Annotated in this window: 13 protein-coding genes and 3 pseudogenes; 6 read left to right on the top strand and 10 right to left on the bottom strand. The window is 73.3% G+C overall.

All coding sequences use genetic code 11. From position 1 onward, the window contains the following. Positions 1-86: 86 nt before the first annotated feature. Genes FB457_RS07715 through phnE form a run of 3 tightly spaced genes read left to right on the top strand, consistent with a single transcriptional unit; the run spans position 87 to position 3,573 of the window. Entirely contained in the window at positions 87-1,034 is a 948-nt protein-coding gene (locus FB457_RS07715; RefSeq protein ID WP_047018917.1) for a phosphate/phosphite/phosphonate ABC transporter substrate-binding protein, read from the top strand. A gap of 41 nt (positions 1,035-1,075) precedes the next feature. Next, positions 1,076-1,831 (top strand): phosphonate ABC transporter ATP-binding protein, encoded by a 756-nt coding sequence (gene phnC / locus FB457_RS07710; RefSeq protein ID WP_486588956.1) that lies wholly within the window; start codon positions 1,076-1,078, stop codon positions 1,829-1,831. Beyond that, positions 1,828-3,573: a phosphonate ABC transporter, permease protein PhnE gene (gene phnE, locus FB457_RS07705; RefSeq protein WP_145781332.1), complete on the top strand. Its 1,746-nt coding sequence runs from the start codon at positions 1,828-1,830 to the stop codon at positions 3,571-3,573. The genes phnC and phnE overlap by 4 nt, the downstream gene beginning before the upstream one ends. 401 nt (positions 3,574-3,974) lie before the next feature. On the opposite strand, the gene FB457_RS07700 is transcribed toward phnE, so the two are convergent. From FB457_RS07700 to FB457_RS07680, 5 genes and pseudogenes are all read right to left on the bottom strand, one after another. Continuing rightward, entirely contained in the window at positions 3,975-5,798 is a 1,824-nt protein-coding gene (locus FB457_RS07700; protein WP_145781331.1) for an ABC transporter ATP-binding protein, read from the bottom strand. Positions 5,799-5,819: 21 nt separating this feature from the next. Continuing rightward, positions 5,820-7,490: an ABC transporter ATP-binding protein/permease gene (locus tag FB457_RS07695; RefSeq protein WP_347612949.1), complete on the bottom strand. Its 1,671-nt coding sequence runs from the start codon at positions 7,488-7,490 to the stop codon at positions 5,820-5,822. A 2-nt stretch (positions 7,491-7,492) separates the two neighbouring features. Continuing rightward, positions 7,493-8,092, bottom strand: a pseudogene (locus FB457_RS07690) (iron chelate uptake ABC transporter family permease subunit); the annotation flags it as partial. Then, the gene (locus FB457_RS07685; RefSeq protein WP_145781330.1) at positions 8,089-9,312 is read right to left on the bottom strand and encodes an iron ABC transporter permease; all 1,224 of its coding nucleotides are present in this window, start codon (positions 9,310-9,312) and stop codon (positions 8,089-8,091) included. The pseudogene FB457_RS07690 and the gene FB457_RS07685, both read right to left, overlap by 4 nt. Next, positions 9,309-10,125, bottom strand: a pseudogene (locus tag FB457_RS07680) (ABC transporter substrate-binding protein); the annotation flags it as partial. The pseudogene FB457_RS07680 and the gene FB457_RS07685, both read right to left, overlap by 4 nt. Positions 10,126-10,160: 35 nt before the next feature. Here FB457_RS07680 and FB457_RS35955 point away from each other — a divergent pair. The 3 genes and pseudogenes from FB457_RS35955 to FB457_RS07665 form a co-directional block, all read left to right on the top strand. After that, positions 10,161-10,367: pseudogene (locus FB457_RS35955) on the top strand (hypothetical protein); the annotation flags it as partial. A 200-nt stretch (positions 10,368-10,567) separates the two neighbouring features. Continuing rightward, positions 10,568-11,347, top strand: a complete 780-nt coding sequence (locus FB457_RS07675) for an MFS transporter (protein ID WP_253911492.1) — start codon at positions 10,568-10,570, stop codon at positions 11,345-11,347. A 119-nt stretch (positions 11,348-11,466) separates the two neighbouring features. Further along, positions 11,467-12,303 (top strand): class I SAM-dependent methyltransferase, encoded by an 837-nt coding sequence (locus tag FB457_RS07665; RefSeq protein ID WP_145781328.1) that lies wholly within the window; start codon positions 11,467-11,469, stop codon positions 12,301-12,303. A 101-nt stretch (positions 12,304-12,404) separates the two neighbouring features. Here FB457_RS07665 and FB457_RS07660 read toward each other — a convergent pair whose 3' ends face one another. From FB457_RS07660 to FB457_RS07635, 5 genes are all read right to left on the bottom strand, one after another. Then, positions 12,405-12,767, bottom strand: a complete 363-nt coding sequence (locus FB457_RS07660; protein ID WP_047018921.1) for an ANTAR domain-containing protein — start codon at positions 12,765-12,767, stop codon at positions 12,405-12,407. A gap of 381 nt (positions 12,768-13,148) precedes the next feature. Further along, positions 13,149-13,985, bottom strand: a complete 837-nt coding sequence (locus tag FB457_RS07650; protein ID WP_347613037.1) for a short-chain dehydrogenase/reductase — start codon at positions 13,983-13,985, stop codon at positions 13,149-13,151. Between the two features lie 76 nt (positions 13,986-14,061). Beyond that, the gene (locus FB457_RS07645) at positions 14,062-15,702 is read right to left on the bottom strand and encodes a phytoene desaturase family protein (protein ID WP_047018923.1); all 1,641 of its coding nucleotides are present in this window, start codon (positions 15,700-15,702) and stop codon (positions 14,062-14,064) included. Further along, complete coding sequence (locus FB457_RS07640; RefSeq protein WP_047018924.1) at positions 15,695-16,198, bottom strand: SRPBCC family protein; 504 nt, start codon at positions 16,196-16,198, stop codon at positions 15,695-15,697. The genes FB457_RS07645 and FB457_RS07640 overlap by 8 nt, the downstream gene beginning before the upstream one ends. Before the next feature lie 251 nt (positions 16,199-16,449). Further along, on the bottom strand, positions 16,450-16,777 hold a 328-nt coding region (locus tag FB457_RS07635; RefSeq protein WP_145781323.1), incomplete at its 5' end, for a sigma-70 family RNA polymerase sigma factor.

The raw sequence follows: 16,777 nt of genomic DNA, 5'->3' as shown, positions 1-16,777 counted from the left end.
TCCTTCCGCTCATCCCCGACTCACCACGTAACCGGCGGCTGGTGTGCCACGCGCACCGGCCGCCGGGGCAGAGGAGATCTCCACCTATGTCTACTCGCACCCGGCAGATTCTGAGCGCCGCAACGGTTCTTTCAGCACTCGTGCTGACCGCTTGCGGATCGAGCGCCGCCGACAAGGGCGGTAAGGCTGAGGGGGGCGCTCGTAACCCTGACAGTCTCGTCTTCGCCACCATCCCGACCGAGGACTCCACCACACTGGAGCAGAGCTTCGCCGGTGTGATCGCGATGCTGGAGAAGGAGACAGGCAAGAAGATCACCTTCCAGAAGGCGACCGACTACGCGGCCATCATCGAGGGCCAGCGGACCGGGAAGATCGACATCGCTGTCTACGGGCCTTTCACCTACGTGTTGGCTCTCAACTCCGGGGTGAAGATCGAGCCCGCCGCCGCGCTGGTCACGGAGAAGGGCGCGAAGCCCGGGTATCGCTCCTACGGCTTCGTGAAGACGGGCTCCGACATCAAGAGCCTGGCAGACGCCAAGGACAAGAAGGTCTGCTTCGTCGAGCCGAACTCGACCTCGGGGTACCTGTATCCGTCCGCGGGGTTCATCGAGGCCGGGGTGGATCCCGAGAAGGACATCAAGCCGGTCATGGCCGGTGGCCATGACGCGTCCGTTCTGTCGGTGGTCAGCGGTCAGTGTGATCTGGGCTTCGCCTATGACGTGATGGTGGAACACCAGCTCATCGACAAGAAGCAGATCAAGCCGGGTGCGGTGGAGACCATTTGGAAGTCCGAGATCGTGCCGGGCTCGCCGGCCGCGGTCAGCGATGAGCTGGATTCCGGACTGAAGAACAAGATCGTCACCGCTTTGCAGACCAAGGCCAACGCCGACTATCTCAAGGACAATGGCTTCTGCACGACGGTCTGCTCGGTCGGTGACCAGGGGAACTGGGGCTTCACGAAGGTGAGCGACGCCATGTATGACGGCGTCCGCAAGGTGTGCGCCACCACCAAGGACGAGCAGTGCCAGAGTTGACGACGGCACTCCAGCCGGGCGGGCTCATACAGTTCCGTGAGGTGAGCAAGCGTTTCGGTGCGGACACCCTGGCCCTGGACGGCCTGTCGCTGCGTATCGAGGCCGGAGAAGTCGTCGTCCTGCTGGGGCTGTCCGGGTCCGGGAAGTCGACCCTGCTGCGGCACATCGACGGACTCCATCAGGCGACGAGCGGCACCGTGAACGTTCTGGGCACCGATGTCGGCCGCGCACGCAACAAGGAGCTCCGGCACCTTCGGCGAAGGGTCGGATTCATCTTCCAGCAGTTTCACCTGGTACGCAGTCTGACTGTTCTGGAGAACGTGTGCACCGGTGCACTCGGCACGCTGCGAGGGCCTCGGCTCGGCCTGCCCACGTTCCCGAAAAGGGTTCGCTTCGAGGCGCTGGAACACCTGGAAAGGGTCGGCCTGAGTGCCCAGGCACTGCAGCGCGCCGACACCCTCTCCGGCGGCCAGCAGCAGCGGGTCGCGGTGGCAAGGGCGCTGATGCAGCGCCCGGAGATCCTTCTGGCCGATGAGCCGGTTGCTTCCCTGGACCCGGAGTCCTCGTCACAGATCATGCAACTGATCCGGGACATCAGCCAGGAGCGGGAGCTGACCGTGGTGTGCAGTCTGCATCAGGTGGACCTGGCGTTGTCCTGGGGCGACCGGGTGGTGGGGTTACGTGCGGGCAGGATGGTCCTGGACACGCCGGTCAAGGGCTTGAAGCGTGATCAGGTGATGGCGGTGTACGCCGGGGTGGGGGCGGATCCCGCGGCGGTGCTGGCGGCTACCGGATGAGCCAGGTGACGCTTCCCGACCCTCCCCGGCCCCCGCCGGTGCGGGAGGACACGGCGCGGGTCGCGGCGCGGCCGACGCTACTGGGCACGGCGGCGGCGTTCACCATGCTGGCCTTGTGTGTTCTGTCGTTGTGGGCGTTCGTCGATCTGAAGATCAACGTGGCGACGCTGGTGGACAGTGCCGGAAATGCCGTCGACTTCCTTGGCCGTGCGCTGCCGCTGGACTTCCCCCCCTGGGAGGAGCTCTTTCGGCTTGCCCGCCAGACTCTGGCGATTGTGGTCTGCGCGACGCTGCTGTCGGTGGTCATCAGCGTTCCGGTTGCGGTGCTGGCCGCGGCCAACACTACTCCGACCCGGGCCGGCCGCCTGGGGGCCCGTGGGCTGATCGTGTTGGCGCGTGCGGTGCCGGATGTGGTGCTGGCCATCGTCTTCTTCAGGGTGTTCGGCCTGGGTGCGATGGCGGGCGTGCTCGCCATGGGTCTTCATTCGGTGGGCATGGTCGGCAAGATGTACGCGGATGCCATCGAGCAGATCGACGAAGGGCCTCGCACCGCGGTGCGGGCTGCCGGGGCCAGCCGTCTTCAGCAGTTGGCGACCGGCGTGCTGCCCCAGGTACTGCCGTCGTTCACGGCCAACGCGCTGCACCGTTTCGACATCAATCTGCGGATTTCGGTCGTTCTTGGTTTTGTGGGGGTCGATGGTCTGGGCTTTGCCATCGCCTCGTCGCTGCGCGAGCTGGACTACCCGCGTGCCATGGCTCTGGCCTTGGTGGTGCTCGTTCTGTGCATTCTTGCGGAGTTGCTCTCCGGAGCCCTGCGCCGGGGGCTGCTGCCCCGTCAGGAGCGGCGGTCGCGGCGGCCGGCCGGCCGGTCCCACACTTCCTCGTCTGCCGTGCCCGGGGTGCGGAAGCCGCCGCCCGTCGGTGACGGCCAGTCGCGGCCGGCACAACAACGGACCCTGATGCGGGTCGGCATGCCCTGGGACGGGCGGCGAGTACGTCGCACGGTGTACGCGGCGGTGTCTTTCGCCGCGGTCACGGGTTGTGTGGTCGCGGCCGGTCTGGGGCCGGGACAGTTCTTCACCGGACTGGGAAACCTGCCGCACGCGCTGGGCCTGTTCTGGCCTCCCGAAACGGGCAGCATCCTCCCTACGCTGCTGGCCGACCTCTGGGTCACGGTGAAGATCGCTCTCGCTGCGACGTTGATCGGGACGGTGCTCGCTCTGCCGGTCGGAGCCCTGGCCGCGAGGAACGTGTCCCCTTCACCGTTCGTGACCGGGGCGTTCAGGACATTGATCGTTCTTATTCGCGGCATTCCGGAGCTGGTGCTCGCCATTGTGTTCGTCGTGATCACCGGACTGGGTGCGGTCGCCGGCTCGCTCGCGCTGGGTGTCGGCGCGATCGGGTTGCTGGGCAAGCTGGTGGCCGACTCGCTGGAGGAGGTCGACGGCGGAGTGGAGCAAGCGCTGCGGGCTACCGGGGCGGGCCGGTGGCAGGTGTTCGTGTCGGCCACGCTGCCGCAGGCCGCACCGGCCTTGGTCGGGCACGTTCTCTACCAGTTGGACGTCAACATCCGTGCCGCAACACTGCTGGGCATCGTGGGGGCAGGAGGCATCGGCTTCCAGCTTCTGAACGCCTCCAGGGTGCTGGAGTTCGGGGTCGTGACCACGGTGATGCTGCTCGTGTTCGCGACCGTGCTGGTGGTGGAGGGCCTGGCTATGTGGTTCCGACGGACGGTGAGCTAGTACTCCAGCAGGATCTCGCTGTCTGACCTGGACTTTCGCCGGGTGGCGGGGGTGTAGGGGGACTTCGGTCGTGCGGGGGCGTACGGCGATGGGGTCGCCGCCGTCGACGGGCAGGAGTTCGACGGTGTAGGAGTGCGGTCCCGGAAGCGGGCGAGCAGGTGGGGCAGCGCGCCGGCCTTGCCGGCGCCGGAGGCGCCGAGCAGGGCGAGCGTGCTACGGGCGCGCCGCGCAGGATGGGCTCGGCGCCGCAGTCGAGTGGGACGTCCCGCAGCCGTACGCGGTCGGTGCGCTGGCGGCGGATGCGGGCGATCTCGCGGTCGGACGGGATGCCCAGCAGGATCCTCAGCTCCTCGAGCCCGGCCAGGTGGGGATCGACATGCCCGTGGACCGTGATGCTCAAGTCATGCGGTGTCGCCGTCCGGTGCGGCTGGGGCTCCGAGGATCCGGGTGAGTGCCCCTTCCCGCTGGGTCAGTTCATGCCAGGTGCCCTCTTCGGCCACGCGGCCGTTCTCCAGGACGGCGATGCGGTCGGCCCGGCGGATGGTGGCGGGGCGGTGTGCGATGACGAGGGTGGTGCGGTTCGTGGACGCGGCGGCCAGCGCGGTGGCGAGTTCGGCGTCGCCCGCGGTGTCGACATGCGCGGTGGCCTCGTCGAGGACGAGGATCCTGGGGTCGGCCAGCAGGGCGCGGGCGAGCGCGACGCGGGCGCGTTCGCCGCCGGAGAGGGTGGCGCCGCGTTCGCCGACGATGCTGTCGAGTCCGTCGGGCAGGGTGGCGGCGATGCGGTCGACGCCGCTTTGGCGCAGGACTCGTTCGAGCCGGATCTCGTCGGCGGCGGGTGCGGCGAGGTGGAGGTTGTCGCGCAGTGTGCCGTGGAAGAGCGCGGTGTCCTGGCCGACGAGGGCGACGGCGCCGCGCAGGTGCCGGTCCGGTAGGTGGCGTACGTCGACGGGGTCGCCGCCGTCGGCGGGGAGGAGTTCGACGGTGCCCGAGCGGGGATCCCAGAAGCGGGCCAGCAGGTGGGCCGTGCTGGTCTTGCCCGCGCCGGAGGCGCCGACCAGGGCGAGCGTGCAGCCGGCCGGCACGGTCAGGTCCACGCCGCGCAGGACGGGCCCGGCGCCGTAGTCGACGTGGACGTTCCGCAGTCGCACGCCGAGCGGGCCGGGCGGCAGCGGCCGGGGGTGCGTCGGCGGTGGGGCGCCCGCGGGGGCGGTGGTGGCGGCGTGGACGCGGGCTGCCGCGGCGCGCAGGGTGCCGGCCTGACGCAGGGCGTCGGCAGCGGCGGCCACGGGGGAGAGCACGGACAGGGCGAGGGCCAGGGCGGCGGGTGCCCACGCGCCGTGCAGCGGGCCGTCGCCGGTGGTGGCGGCTCCGGCTGCGAGGACGCCGACGAGGGCGAGGACGACCAGCATGTCCTGGACGGCGGCGAAGGCGCCCTCGTGCCCGGCCTCGGCGCGCTGGGCGTCGGTGAGCCGGCGCCCGCTCGCGGTGAGCTGTGCGCGCCGCCGGTCCAGGGCGCCGTGGGCGAGGAGTTCGCGCAGACCGTCGACGGTGTCCACGGTGTCGGCGGAGAGCCGCGCGGTCGCGGCCCTGGTGACCTCCCCGCGCGCCGTGCGGCCCGATGCTCCGAGGAGCGAGTGCGCCAGGAGCGCCGCCGCGGCGGCGAGTGCGGCGATCAGCAGCCAGGGGTCGAGGAGGCCGAGTACGGCCGCCCCCGCGGCGAAGACCACGGCGGAGGCGAGGAGTTGCGCGATGGTGTGGGCGTAGAAGAACTCCAGGGCCTCGATGTCGTTCATGGCGGTGGCGGCCAGGTCCCCGCTGCGGCGCCCCGCGATCCGGGCGGGGGCGCTGCGGGCCAGTCCGTCGTAGACACGGACACGTAGCCGGGCCAGGACGCGGTAGGCGAGGTCGTGGGAGAGGTCCATCTGCCGCCAGGTGGCGAACGCGCGCAGCAGCACGAGCCCGGTGAGGGCGCCGATGGTGGCGCCGTCCGGGCCGGTGCCGTCGATGACGGCGCGCCCGGTGGCGTACGCGAGCCAGGTGACGAGCACGACGAGGCAGGTCTGGTCGGCCAGGCAGGCGGCGGTGGTACGCGCCGCCATGGCCCGGTGCGGGCGCAGGGCGGGCAGCAGGCGGCGCAGCGCCCGCCGCGGGGGCGCTGGCGGGCGGCTGTGCGGAGGTGCGGTGTGCGTCGACTGGGTGTTCGTCGCCGGCTGGGGTGCCATGGTTGCTTTCTCCCGTCCCGGTCAGGACCGCAGGTCGGCGGCGACAAGCTCGGCGTACGTGCCTCCGGCCCCGGCCAGGCCGCGGTGGTCGCCGACCGCGTCCAGACGGCCGTGGTCGAGCACGATGACGCGGTCGGCGTGCCGTACCGCGGCGAGCCGGTGGGCGACGATCAGGCAGGTGCGGCCGTGCGTCGTGTGCCGCAGGGCCTCGGTGATGAGGCTCTCGCGGGCCTCGTCGACGGCGCTGGTGGCCTCGTCCAGGATCAGCACGGGTGCGTCCGCGAGCAGCGCACGGGCCAGGGCGAGCCGCTGGCGCTGGCCGCCGGAGAGCGTCGTGCCGCGCTCGCCCAGGACGGTGGCGTATCCCCCGGGCAGCGTCGCGATCTCGTCGTGGACGCCCGCGTCGCGGCACGCGGCGGCCAGTTCGTCGGCGCTCGCGCCGGGACGGGCCAGGCGCAGGTTGTCCGCGACGGAGGCGTGGAAGAGGTACGTGTCCTGCGAGACGACGGCGATACCGCGGCGCAGCGCGTCCAGTGCCAGGTCGCGTATGTCCGTGCCGTCCAGCAGCACGGCGCCGGCGTCGGGGTCGTGCTGCCGTTGCAGCAGCGCGAGCAGGGTGGTCTTGCCCGCCCCCGATGGGCCGACCAAGGCGGTGGTGCGCCCGGCCTCGCACGTGAAGGTGACGCCGTCCACGGCAGGCCGGGCGGCGCCGGGGTAGGTGAACGTCACGTCGGCGAAGGCCAGGGCAGGTGCCGTGGTCCAGGCCGGGTGCAGTGTCCCGTTGTCGGGTATGGCGGGCCGGGCGGTGCGCAGGGCGGCGATGCCGTCGGCGGCGGAGACGCCGAGGTAGCCGGCGTGCCACTCGCGCGACAGGTCGCGCAGCGGCCGGAAGCACTCGGAGGCGAGCATCAGCAGCAGGTACGTCTCACCCCCGGCGGCGGCACCGGTGGCGGCCGAGGCGCAGGCCAGCAGGACGGCGGCGAGCGTGCCCGCCTGGATGGCCAGGTCGGTGAGCGCGGTGTCCACCAGGGAGACGCGGAGCTTGGCGACCGTGGGCCGGTGCACCTGCCCGGACCGTTCCTCCAGCGCGGCGCGCTTGCGGCCCACCGCCCCCGCGGCGCGCAGCGCCGGCATGTGCTGCAGCGCCTCGAGGTAGTCCGCGGCCAGGTGCTCGTAGGTGTCCCAGTGCTCCTTGCCGCGGCCCGCCAGCGCACGGTCCCACAGCCGCGGGGCGAGCAGGGCCAGTGCGACGGCGGCGGTGAGTACGGCTGCCGCGGCGGGGTTCAGGACGGCCACCCAGACCAGCAGCGCGGGGGTGGCCAGGCCGACGACGGCGAGCTGGGGCAGGTAGCGGGAGAGGTACGCATTGACGCCCTCGACGCCGTCCACCACGGTGGCGCGCAGCGCCCCGGCCCGTGCGGCGGACCGGTGGGCGGGGCCGAGCCGCCCGAGTTGCGCGACCAGCTCGTCGCGGAGCCGCAGCCGGATCCGGGCCCCGGCGTCCGCCGCGGCGATCCGCTGCCGCCAGGTCAGCAGCGCGCGCAGCGCGACGACGGCGACGACCGCGCCGAGCAGGGCCGGCAGCCGGTCGTCCCTGCGGCGGGCGATGTCGGCGAGCGCCGCCGCCAGGAGCGCAGCAGCATCAGCGGCCCCGCCGTCAGCCAGGCAGCCGCGCCCCACGCGAGCGCCCACGGCCACAGCAGCGCCCAGTGCTCCCACGTACGCGCCTCCGTGGTGCCGACCAGCCACTGCACGACGCTGCCCAGTTCACCCGGCGCGACGAGCAGCACCATCGCGGTCACCCCGCCCAGCACCGCGGAGACCAGTACACCGTGCACCGCCACGGCCGCCGGGTCGGCACGTTCCCGGCCGGCCAGCAGCCACAGCAGACCCGCCCCGGCGCAGCCGCCGGCGACGGCCGCGACCACGACGGCGGTGGGCGAGTCCCACCCGGCAAGACCCGCCCCGGACGCCGCGACGGCGCCGAGCACGGCGCCCGGGGTGACGCCGGTGACCTCGGGGCCGGCCAGCGGGTTGCGCAGCGCGGCCTGGAGCACCAGCCCCGCGAGTCCCAGGCAGGCGCCCGCGACCAGGGCGACCAGGACGCGCGGCACCCGCAGTCGCCACACGACGTGCCGCGTCGTCGGGTCGAGGTCGCCGCCGGTGAGCGCGGGCCACACCTCGCCCGGCGCGACGGCGCCCCCGGCGAGGAGGCCGGTCACGGCGGCGACCAGGACGGCGGCCGTGAGGCCGCCCAGGACCAGCCGGGGACCGTGCGGCGTACGGGCCTTCATCGCACACCCCCGTCGGCCGGGCCACGATCGCCCGCGTCAGCGGCGGTGCCGCGGCCTGCGGGCAGGGACCGTACGGGCGCCCGCGTGCGCGCGCCCGCGGCGCCGGTCGCCGCCGCGTCCGTACCGGACGCCGGGGAGGCTTCGGAAGCGGCCGGCCCGCGACCCGCTCCCTCCGAGCCGTACCGCAACCGCCGCGGCCCGTCCCGCCGGTCACCGCGGCGCCCGGTCCGCAGCAGCGCGACGCCGGCCGGTACGCCGATCAGCGCGGTCCACGCTCCGACGGGAGTCTCGACCGGCATCAGGGCCAACCGCGCGGCCTGGTCGGCCCATACGGTGATCACGGCGCCCCAGACCACGGTCCACGGCAGCACGCGCACGACGCCCGCCCGCGGCCGCAGCCGCCGCGCCAGGTGCGGAGCGAGGAAGCCCACCCACGCCACCGGACCGCACACCGCGACCACCGGGGCGATCAGCAGCACGGCCACGGCCAGCGCGGCCATCCGGGCCCGCCGCACCCGTACGCCGAGAGCGACGGCGTCCTCGTCGCCCAGCCGCAGCACCGCGAGCACCGGAGCGCACAGCACCAGCAGCGGCACCGACGCCGCCGGCCAGGGCCACACCCCCGTCCACGACTGCCACGTCAGGCCGGAGAAACTGCCCAGCAGGTAGCGGTAGATGAGCTGGAGGTCGAGCTGGTCGGCCATGACCATCAGCACCAGCAGCCCGCCCTGCAGCGCGGCGTTGACGGCGGCGCCGGTGAGCAGCACCGCGGCGGGGCTGCGGCCGAATCCGGCGGCGATCAGCGTCAGGACCCCGCCGGCGGCCGCGCCGGAAACGGCCAGCATCGGGTGCAGCCAGCCCGGCAGGGACAGGGCCAGGACGAGTGGCGCGGCGATGCCGATGGCGGCCCCGGAGGAGACCCCCAGCATCTCCGGCACGGCAAGCGGGTTGCGCAGTGCCTCCTGCAGGACCAGACCCGCCGCGCCCAGACAGGCTCCGGCGGTCAGCGCCAGCAACAGGCGCGGCACCCGGATCTGCCGAACGACGAGCGCCTCGAAACCGGCCTCACCCCCGCGGGCTCCCTCGCCGAGCTGGGCGCCCGGCAGCCGCACCAGCGGTACGGTCGGTGTGCCCAGGCTCAGCGCGCACAGCGCGGCGAGGGCCAGCAGGACTACGGCGGCGGACACCAGGCCGCGCGGCCCCCGTACGGCCGGACTCATCGCAGGGCGGCCGTGGCCTCGTCCAGCACGATGCCGAGGGACCGGGTGCGCGGCCCTTCGCCCACACCTCCGGGTCGACCTCGATCACCTTGTTGTCGCGCACGGCCGGGATCTGCGCCCACAGCGGGTTCTCGGCCATCTTCTCGGAGAGCTTCACCTCCGCGTCGCCGAAGGCGATGGTCTCGACGAAGAGCACGTCCACCTCCCTGGCGAGGATCTCCTCCAGGCTGTACGTGCCCTCCACGCCCCGGTCCCGCCAGGGGTTATCTGCGGGAAGAGTCCCGCGGCGATGTCGCGACCGGGCGCCGCCACGCCGAAGTTCGCGTCACTGCCGAAGATGACCAGCGCGGTCTTCTCGCTCCGGCTCTCCTGCGCGCGCTCCAGCTTGCCCCGGAAGCGCTTCTCCGCCGCCACGGCCCGCTCGCCGCGGCCGGTGAGCGCCGCGAGGTCCCGCAGGTAGGACACGCTGTCCTGCCAGTCCTGCGGCTGCACCGGCCAGAACGTCGTCGCCCCCTTCAGCGCGGGGGCGAGTTTGCCGTGGGTGTCCTCCAGCCCGATCACCAGATCGGGTTCGTGCGACAGGATCGCCTCGACCTCGGGGGCGATGAAGCCCCCGGGTATCACCGGGACTTTGGCCGCCTTCTCCCCGCCGAGGAAATCCGGGTGGGCCAGGATCTCCGAGTTGGTCGCCGCGGGCACCATGCCCAACTCGGTCAGCATGTCGTCGCAGAGCGCGACCAGGCACACGATCCGCTTCGGGACCCGCTCGGGCGCCACCTCCACGCCGCGTACGTCCGTGACCCGGTCCGCCTGGGCGACGGGCTTCACGGGCGGCAGTTCGGCGGCCGGGCTGCCGGCTCCCCGCCGTCGCCGCCTCGCCCGGCGGCGACCTCGTCGCCGTCACCCGCGGCGGGCACGGCGAGATCCACATCGTCGACGCCCCCGCCGGCGTACTGCGCCACACCATCCGCACGCCGACTCCCCTCGACGAGGGCGGTCATCTCGCCTTGATCGGCACCGGAGACGGCGCCGAGGCCGACACGGTAGGCCGCTGAGGTGCGCTCCGTCACTGGCCGTTGGCTGTGCCGGACAGGCGTGCGCGGGGGAAACAGGCCGCTTGCCTTGTCCGACGCGGCGTTCCTGCGGTTGTGGTGCGGCGCCACGGCGTCCGGGCTGGCGACCTGGGCGCTGCCGTTCGTGCTCGGTCTGGCGGTGCTGGAGCGGGAGTTGACGGCCGCGGAGCTGGGGCTGCCGCTTGCGGCTCGTACGGTGGGCTTCCTCGCGGCGGGTGCCGGTCGGCGGGGTGCTCGCCGACCGGCACCCGCGCCGCGGTGTGGTGCTGTGGTCCGGGCTGGCCGCCGCCGGTTCTGCGCCGCTGCTCGCCGCGGGGCTGGGCCGGTCGGTGGCGCTGACGGCCGTGGCGGCCGCGGTGGCGGGCGCCGGGCAGGGTGCTTGTCGGCCGGTGTTCCAAGCGCTGACGGCAGAGGTCGTCGAGGAGGGCCGCAGGCAGCAGGCCAACGCGGCGATGACGCTGGCGGTCCGCGTCACCACGCTGGTCGGCCCGGGGCCGGCCGCGCTGCTGGCCCCGGCCCTGCACATCCGCGGCCTGCTGCTGGGCATCGGGCTGCTCTGGCTGGTCGCCGCGCTGGTGCCGGGTCGAGGCACTGGGGCCGGAGGGCCCGCCGCCTGCCTTGTCGCCGGGCTGGGTATCGAGCTGTTCAACGTCCCCTGGCTCACGGCCATCCAGCGCGAGGTCGCCCCGGAGAGGCTGGCCCGCGTCTCCTCGCTGGACTTCCTCGTCTCCTACGGGCTGGCCCCCGCCGGTCTGGCGCTCATCGCGCCGGCGATCGACGCCTTCGGCCTCCGGCCGGTGCTCGCCGCCTGCGCACTGGTCTGCTTCCCTCACACCAGGCATCTGCCCGCCGTCCGGAAGGGCAACTTCTTCGTCCTCGACTACAACGAAGGCATCAGTGGCCCACGCAACATCGACGGGCTGGAGAAGTTCGCACGTTACCTGCGCGAGTCGGAGAGCTGAGCCGGACGCACGGCGCCGCACATCGCGACCGCGGCACCTGGTACGCGCCTCTGGCCGCGGCCTCCGCCACTTCGATGACCGCGATCCGTAAGGCCGCCTACACGCAGGCAGGAGACATCATGACCCGATACGAGGCAGACCTGGGCACGGTCCAGGAGACGCTGCTGATCCCGCTGTACGGACGCGCCGTGGAAAGCCGCAAGGCCGAACCCGCCCTGCGGGACCCGCGGGCCGAGGAGATCGTCGCCTCGCTCGACTACGACTTCGCCCGCTTCGACGGCCTGCCCAGCCTGGCCGGCACGGTGCTGCGCACCGCGCTGTTCGACGCGTGGGTACGGGACTTCCTCACCGCCCACCCGGACGGCACGGTGGTCGAGATCGGCGCCGGCCTCAACACGCGCTTCGAGCGCGTCGACAACGGCACCGCGCGCTGGCTGGAGTTCGACCTGCCCGACGTGATCGCCCTGCGCCGGAAGCTCTTCGCCGACACCGGCCGCCGCAGAGCGGCGGCGGCCTCGGTGACCGGCGCCTCGTGGGCGGACGAGGCGGTCGTGCTCGGCGGCGAGGGCCCGTACTTCCTCGCCGCGGAGGCGGTGCTGCCGTTCCTCACGGAAACGGAGGCGCACGGCGTGGTGGACCTGATCGCCGCGCGCTTCCCCGGTTCCCTGCTGGCACTGGACACCGCCGGCCCGGGGATCGTCGGGGCGCAGGAATCGCACGACGCACTGAGCAAGGTCGGGGCCCGGATGCGGTGGGCCTGCGCGGACCCGGCGGAGGTGGCCGACTGGTGCCCCGGCGCGCGGCTACTCGCCTCGCATACGCTCACCAGCCTGCCGCAGCACATGCACCAGGCGCTACCCGCGGCGTACCGGGAGATGCTCGCGACGCTTGCCGAGCACCACCTGACCCAAGTGGAGGAGTACCGCCTCAACCTCCTCCGGCTCCCGCATCCTTGACGTCCGGCGCCCTCGGCCGCAGGGGCGACGCCGCTCGGACCGCGGGCAACCGATGCTTCGATGTCGACCTCCGGGACCCGCCCCCGTGGTGGGCGGACGGCTCACCTGCCGCGTTCGTCTGTGGTGCCGGCTTGCCCGTGCCGACGGACTTTGTTCATGGTGTTGCGCAGGGGAATCCTGATGTCCTCGGGGATCGGCTGACCGGCTGCGGAGGCGATGAGGGCTTCTGCCACGTGCCGTAGCGGGACGTTGGCGTGCTGGGAGGTCTCCAGCAGTACGTGCCAGGCTTCGTCTTCGTGCGCCCCGAGCACGGCGATCAGCATGCCGCGTGCCTGGTCGATCACGGGCCGGTTCTCGATGGCCTCTTTGAGCTGCGCGTTCTCCTCGCTCAGGTCGATCAGCCGGCGAGCTGCGTGGACAAGCAGCTCAGAAGAGATCTCGTCGTCATCGACGGCGTTCTCCATTTCCACGGCGAGGCGGTGGGTGGGCGGCCCGGCGGGGCGCCCACGGGGGGAGCGGGGAGGTTGCATAGTGCTCCCCTTCCCCGGCCCGGTGCGTTCATGGCCGCAGGCGCGGCCATTGCGTCGCTTCTTTACCCGGGCGCCGGGTGCGCCGGGCATACGCGCTCCGCCACCGCGCTGCGCTCAGGGGCGGTCGCCCGGCTGCGTCAGGTCGAGGCCGGGTCAAGGCCCTCCTCCGGCGGTCTCGGCGGCGCCTCGGTGGCCCCACCGATCCACCCCCCGCGCCACGGCACCCCGCAGCAACCCGGGCGCCCGCAAGTCGGCGTCGGAGGCGAGGTCTGAGGTGCGGATTCATCGTCCTGGCACGCACGGGAGCGGTGCCGGTCACCGGCCGGCGGCCAGGTCGGCGGCGCCGCCGGGACCCAGCGGGCCCGTCTGCTCGATCGGCCGGTCTCCCGGGCCGCTGAAACGGAGCCGTGCCCGGAGCGCGACCATGCCCGGCCAGGCGATCCGCCCGATCTGGACGACACGCGTCCAGGAGGGGACGTAGAGGGCTGTACTGCGGTCCTCGACGGCCTGCGCGAGACGGGCCGCGGCGGGATGGGCAGAGGAGACGTGGCGGGCGCCGGGCGGGAGGAGTGTGCGCACTTCGCGCAGGGCGGGGACCTGGTCAGGTTCGTCGATCATGTCGGTGCCGATCCAGTGGAGATAGGCGATACCCACCGCCATCCCGCGGTGTGCCGTCTCGGCGCGCAGTGCGTGCGCGAACGTCTCGACTCCCGCCTTGGCGGCAGAGTAGGCGCTCATCAGGGGCATGCCCGTGAGTGCGGCGGTGGACGCGATCTGGAGGTAGTAACCGCGGGTGAGCAGCAGATCGGGCTGGAACGCGGCCGCCGTGTACGCGCTGCCGGTGAGGTTCACGTCGATCACCCGGCGCCACGACCGGAGGTCCGCCGTCTCGAACGGACCGGCCTGCGCGATGCCTGCGTTGGCGACGACGACCGACGGCCTACCCAGCCGGTCCCGTACCGCCCGTGCCGCGTCCCGTAGCGCGTCCGCGTCTGTGACGTCCACGTCGAGGGTGAGCGACGGCGTCGGCAGGGTGCTCGCCACGGCGTCCAGGGCCGTGCCCTCGTGGCCCAGCAGGGCGATGCGCGCGCCGCGGCCGGCCAGTTCCCTGGCCAGGGCCGCGCCCACGCCCCGGGCCGCCCCGGTGATCACGGCGGTACGGCCCGCCAGCGGACTCCGCCCGCGCGGCCTGCCTGCGGCGGTCGGCCTCATCGGTACCTCCTCATCGCTACGGTGCCCGCCGCCCGCCCCGCCTCTTGCCCCTCGTACCGTCGCGGCCCGCGAGGCAGCGCTGCACTGCCGTCAGCGCGGCCGGCGTCCGGCACCGCAGCGCGGCACGCGCGGCGTTGGCGCCAGGGGCGCCGTGGACGCCGCCGCCGGGGTGGGCGCCGGCGGAGGCGAGGAACAGCCCGGGCACCGCGGTCTCGGGGCGGCCTGTGCCCGGGCCGGGCCTGAAGAAGAGCTGCTGGTGCATGGCGGCGGTGCCGCCGTTGACCGCACCGCCGTGCAGGTTGCGGTCGAGCGACTGAAGGGTCGGCGGCGCCAGGACGCGCCGGGCGCACACGAGGGAACGGAAGCCCGGCGCGAAGCGCTCGACCTGCTGCTCGACCCGGTCGGCCATGACCTCCTGTTCGTGCCGGCTCCACGTGCCGCGGATGCCCTCCTCGCCCGCGTCGGACCGGATGCGTTGCGGCAGATGGGTGTACGCCCAGGCGGACTCGGTGCCGATGGGGGAGCGGGTGGCATCCGCGGTCGTCATCTGGCCGAAGAGCAGGAAGGGCCGGTCGGGAACCTGGTCCATGGCGAGCTGGGCGGCGAACCGGGTCAGTTCGTCCATGCCGTCGGCCAGGTGGACGGTGCCCGCGCCCGCCGCTCCGGCACACTGCCAGGGCGCCGGCTCGTCGAGCGTCCAGTCCACCTTGAACGTGCCGAAGTCCCACTGGAATCGGCGTACGTCCGCCAGAACCTGCCGGGGCACGTGCTCTGCGGCGACCAACTCGCCGTACAGCACGGGCACCGACACGTCGGCGAGTACGGCGCCGGAAGCCGCCACGGATTCGCCGTCGACGGTACGCACCCCGACCGCCCGCCCGCCGCGGACGACGACCTCCGTCACGCGCCGGCCGCACAGCACCGTGCCGCCGCGCGCCTCAAGCCGCGCGACCAGCGCGCGGGCGAGTTCGCCGGAGCCGCCGACCGGGACGGGGAAGCCGTACGACTGCCCGAGCATCGTCATCAGCCAGCCGAACCCGCCACTGCCCGCCGCCTCGGGCGGCAGATCGGCGTGCAGCGCGTTGCCCGCCAGCAGGATCCGCCCGCCCTCGCCGGCGAACTCCTCCTCGCCGAGCCGCCGCACGGGGAGCGTCAGCGAGCGCGCCAGGCGCAGCCCGCCTGCCACGCCGAGCCGGCGGCCGAGCCGCACTGCGGGCCGGACGGGAGGGAAGGGGGTGAACAGCGCGTCCAGGACGTCCGCCCGGACGTCCTCCCACAGAGCGTAGAGGCGACGCCACGCTGCGCCATCGCCCGGACCGAACGCTTCGAGCGAGTCGGCGGTGACCTCGGCCCTCCGGTCGAGCACGGCGCACCGGCCGTCGGTGAGGGGGTGGGCCACCACGGCGGGTGCGTGGCTCCAGCGCAGGCCGTACTCCTCCAGCCGGAGCCTGCGCAGCACCGGGGACGCGGCGGCGAGCGGGTAGAAGGAGCTGAAGACATCGCTGACGTAGTCCGGGTGCACGCCCCGGTCGTGACGTACCGCCCCGCCGGGCACGGGCTGCTCCTCCAGCACCGTCACGCTCCAGCCGGCGTCCGCCAGCACATTGGCGGCCACCAGCCCGTTCGGGCCGGCTCCGACCACCACCGCGTCAGACACGGGTCTGCGTCCCACCGCCCGACCGCGCGGGACCGGAGGCCGACTTGGCCGGGGTGCGAGGCTCGGCCTCCGCCTCGCAGAGGCGGGCCAGGCGCGCGAGCATCGTACGGTGGCGTAGCTGGATCACCGCTTCGGCACCCGCATTGTGCAGCGCACCGGCCGCGCCGCGCAGCGGGTGCTCGTCCACTGTCACCAGCGTGTTCTCGCCCCATGGGTGCACCTCCAGCGCGATCCGGGCCGTGCCCAGCCCGCCGGCGTGGGCCTCCAGCTCCAGCACGGAGCCCTCCACGCGGCGGCGGACGACGGTCTCGTTGGCGAACCGCAGCGGGCCGAGGCGCACCTCGTAGCCGATCGCCGCCCCGACCTCCGGCCACCGGCCGCGTACGGGCTCGGACGATGCCGTGCCCACCACCCACTCGGCATACCGCCGGCCGTCGCCAAGCACGTCCCAGACCCGTCCAGGCCCCACCTTGATCAAGCGATGCCGCCGCGCCATGCCTCCACCTCCCGATGCCGGGCCCCGGGCGGGGGCCGTCGTCATTGCCGGGTTCCCCGATCCGCGCGAACCCAACATCGCTCCCGGGAAGCCGCCCGGCCGGGCTACCGCCCCGGGGCCGGCAGACCGGAAGCGCCGGGGACGGGCGACCGTCCCGGTGAGCCGGGGCCGCGTAAGGCCCGGCCACCCGCGGGGTACGGCGGCGGGCGCAGCATTTCCACGACCGTCAGTACCAGCGCGGCGAGGGGGGCCTACGCTGCTGCGGCCCGGTCGGCTTGGACGCGTTCGCGGATGTGTGCGCAGGTGTTGCTGATCAGGCGGGAGACGTGCATCTGGGAGATGCCGAGGTGTTCGGCGATGCTGCTTTGGGTCATGTCGCGGAAGAAGCGGAGGTAGAGGATTTCGCGTTCGCGTTCCGGCAGCTGGCTCAGGTGGGGTCGTGCGGCTGCGCGGTCGACGGCCCGGTCGAAGCCGGGTTCGGTGCTGGCGACGGTGTCGGCGAGCGAGTAGCCGTCCTCGGCGTCGGTCAGGGTGGCGTCGAGGGAGAGGGTGGCGTAGCTCTCCAGGGCCTGCAGACCG

The sequence above is a fragment of the Streptomyces sp. CNZ287 genome (assembly GCF_007827615.1).
The sequence above is the reverse complement of the archived record's forward strand: the minus strand, read 5'-3'. Positions and strand labels throughout refer to the sequence as shown.

Excerpts from the sequence above, each read along its gene's own strand:
- FB457_RS07715 (WP_047018917.1), top strand. The coding sequence starts at position 87 with ATGTCTACTCGCACCCGGCAGATTCTGAGCGCCGCAACGGTTCTTTCA.
- phnE (WP_145781332.1), top strand. The coding sequence starts at position 1,828 with ATGAGCCAGGTGACGCTTCCCGACCCTCCCCGGCCCCCGCCGGTGCGG.
- FB457_RS07700 (WP_145781331.1), bottom strand. The coding sequence starts at position 5,798 with ATGGCACCCCAGCCGGCGACGAACACCCAGTCGACGCACACCGCACCT.
- FB457_RS07685 (WP_145781330.1), bottom strand. The coding sequence starts at position 9,312 with ATGAGTCCGGCCGTACGGGGGCCGCGCGGCCTGGTGTCCGCCGCCGTA.
- FB457_RS07665 (WP_145781328.1), top strand. The coding sequence starts at position 11,467 with ATGACCCGATACGAGGCAGACCTGGGCACGGTCCAGGAGACGCTGCTG.
- FB457_RS07660 (WP_047018921.1), bottom strand. The coding sequence starts at position 12,767 with ATGGAGAACGCCGTCGATGACGACGAGATCTCTTCTGAGCTGCTTGTC.
- FB457_RS07640 (WP_047018924.1), bottom strand. The coding sequence starts at position 16,198 with ATGGCGCGGCGGCATCGCTTGATCAAGGTGGGGCCTGGACGGGTCTGG.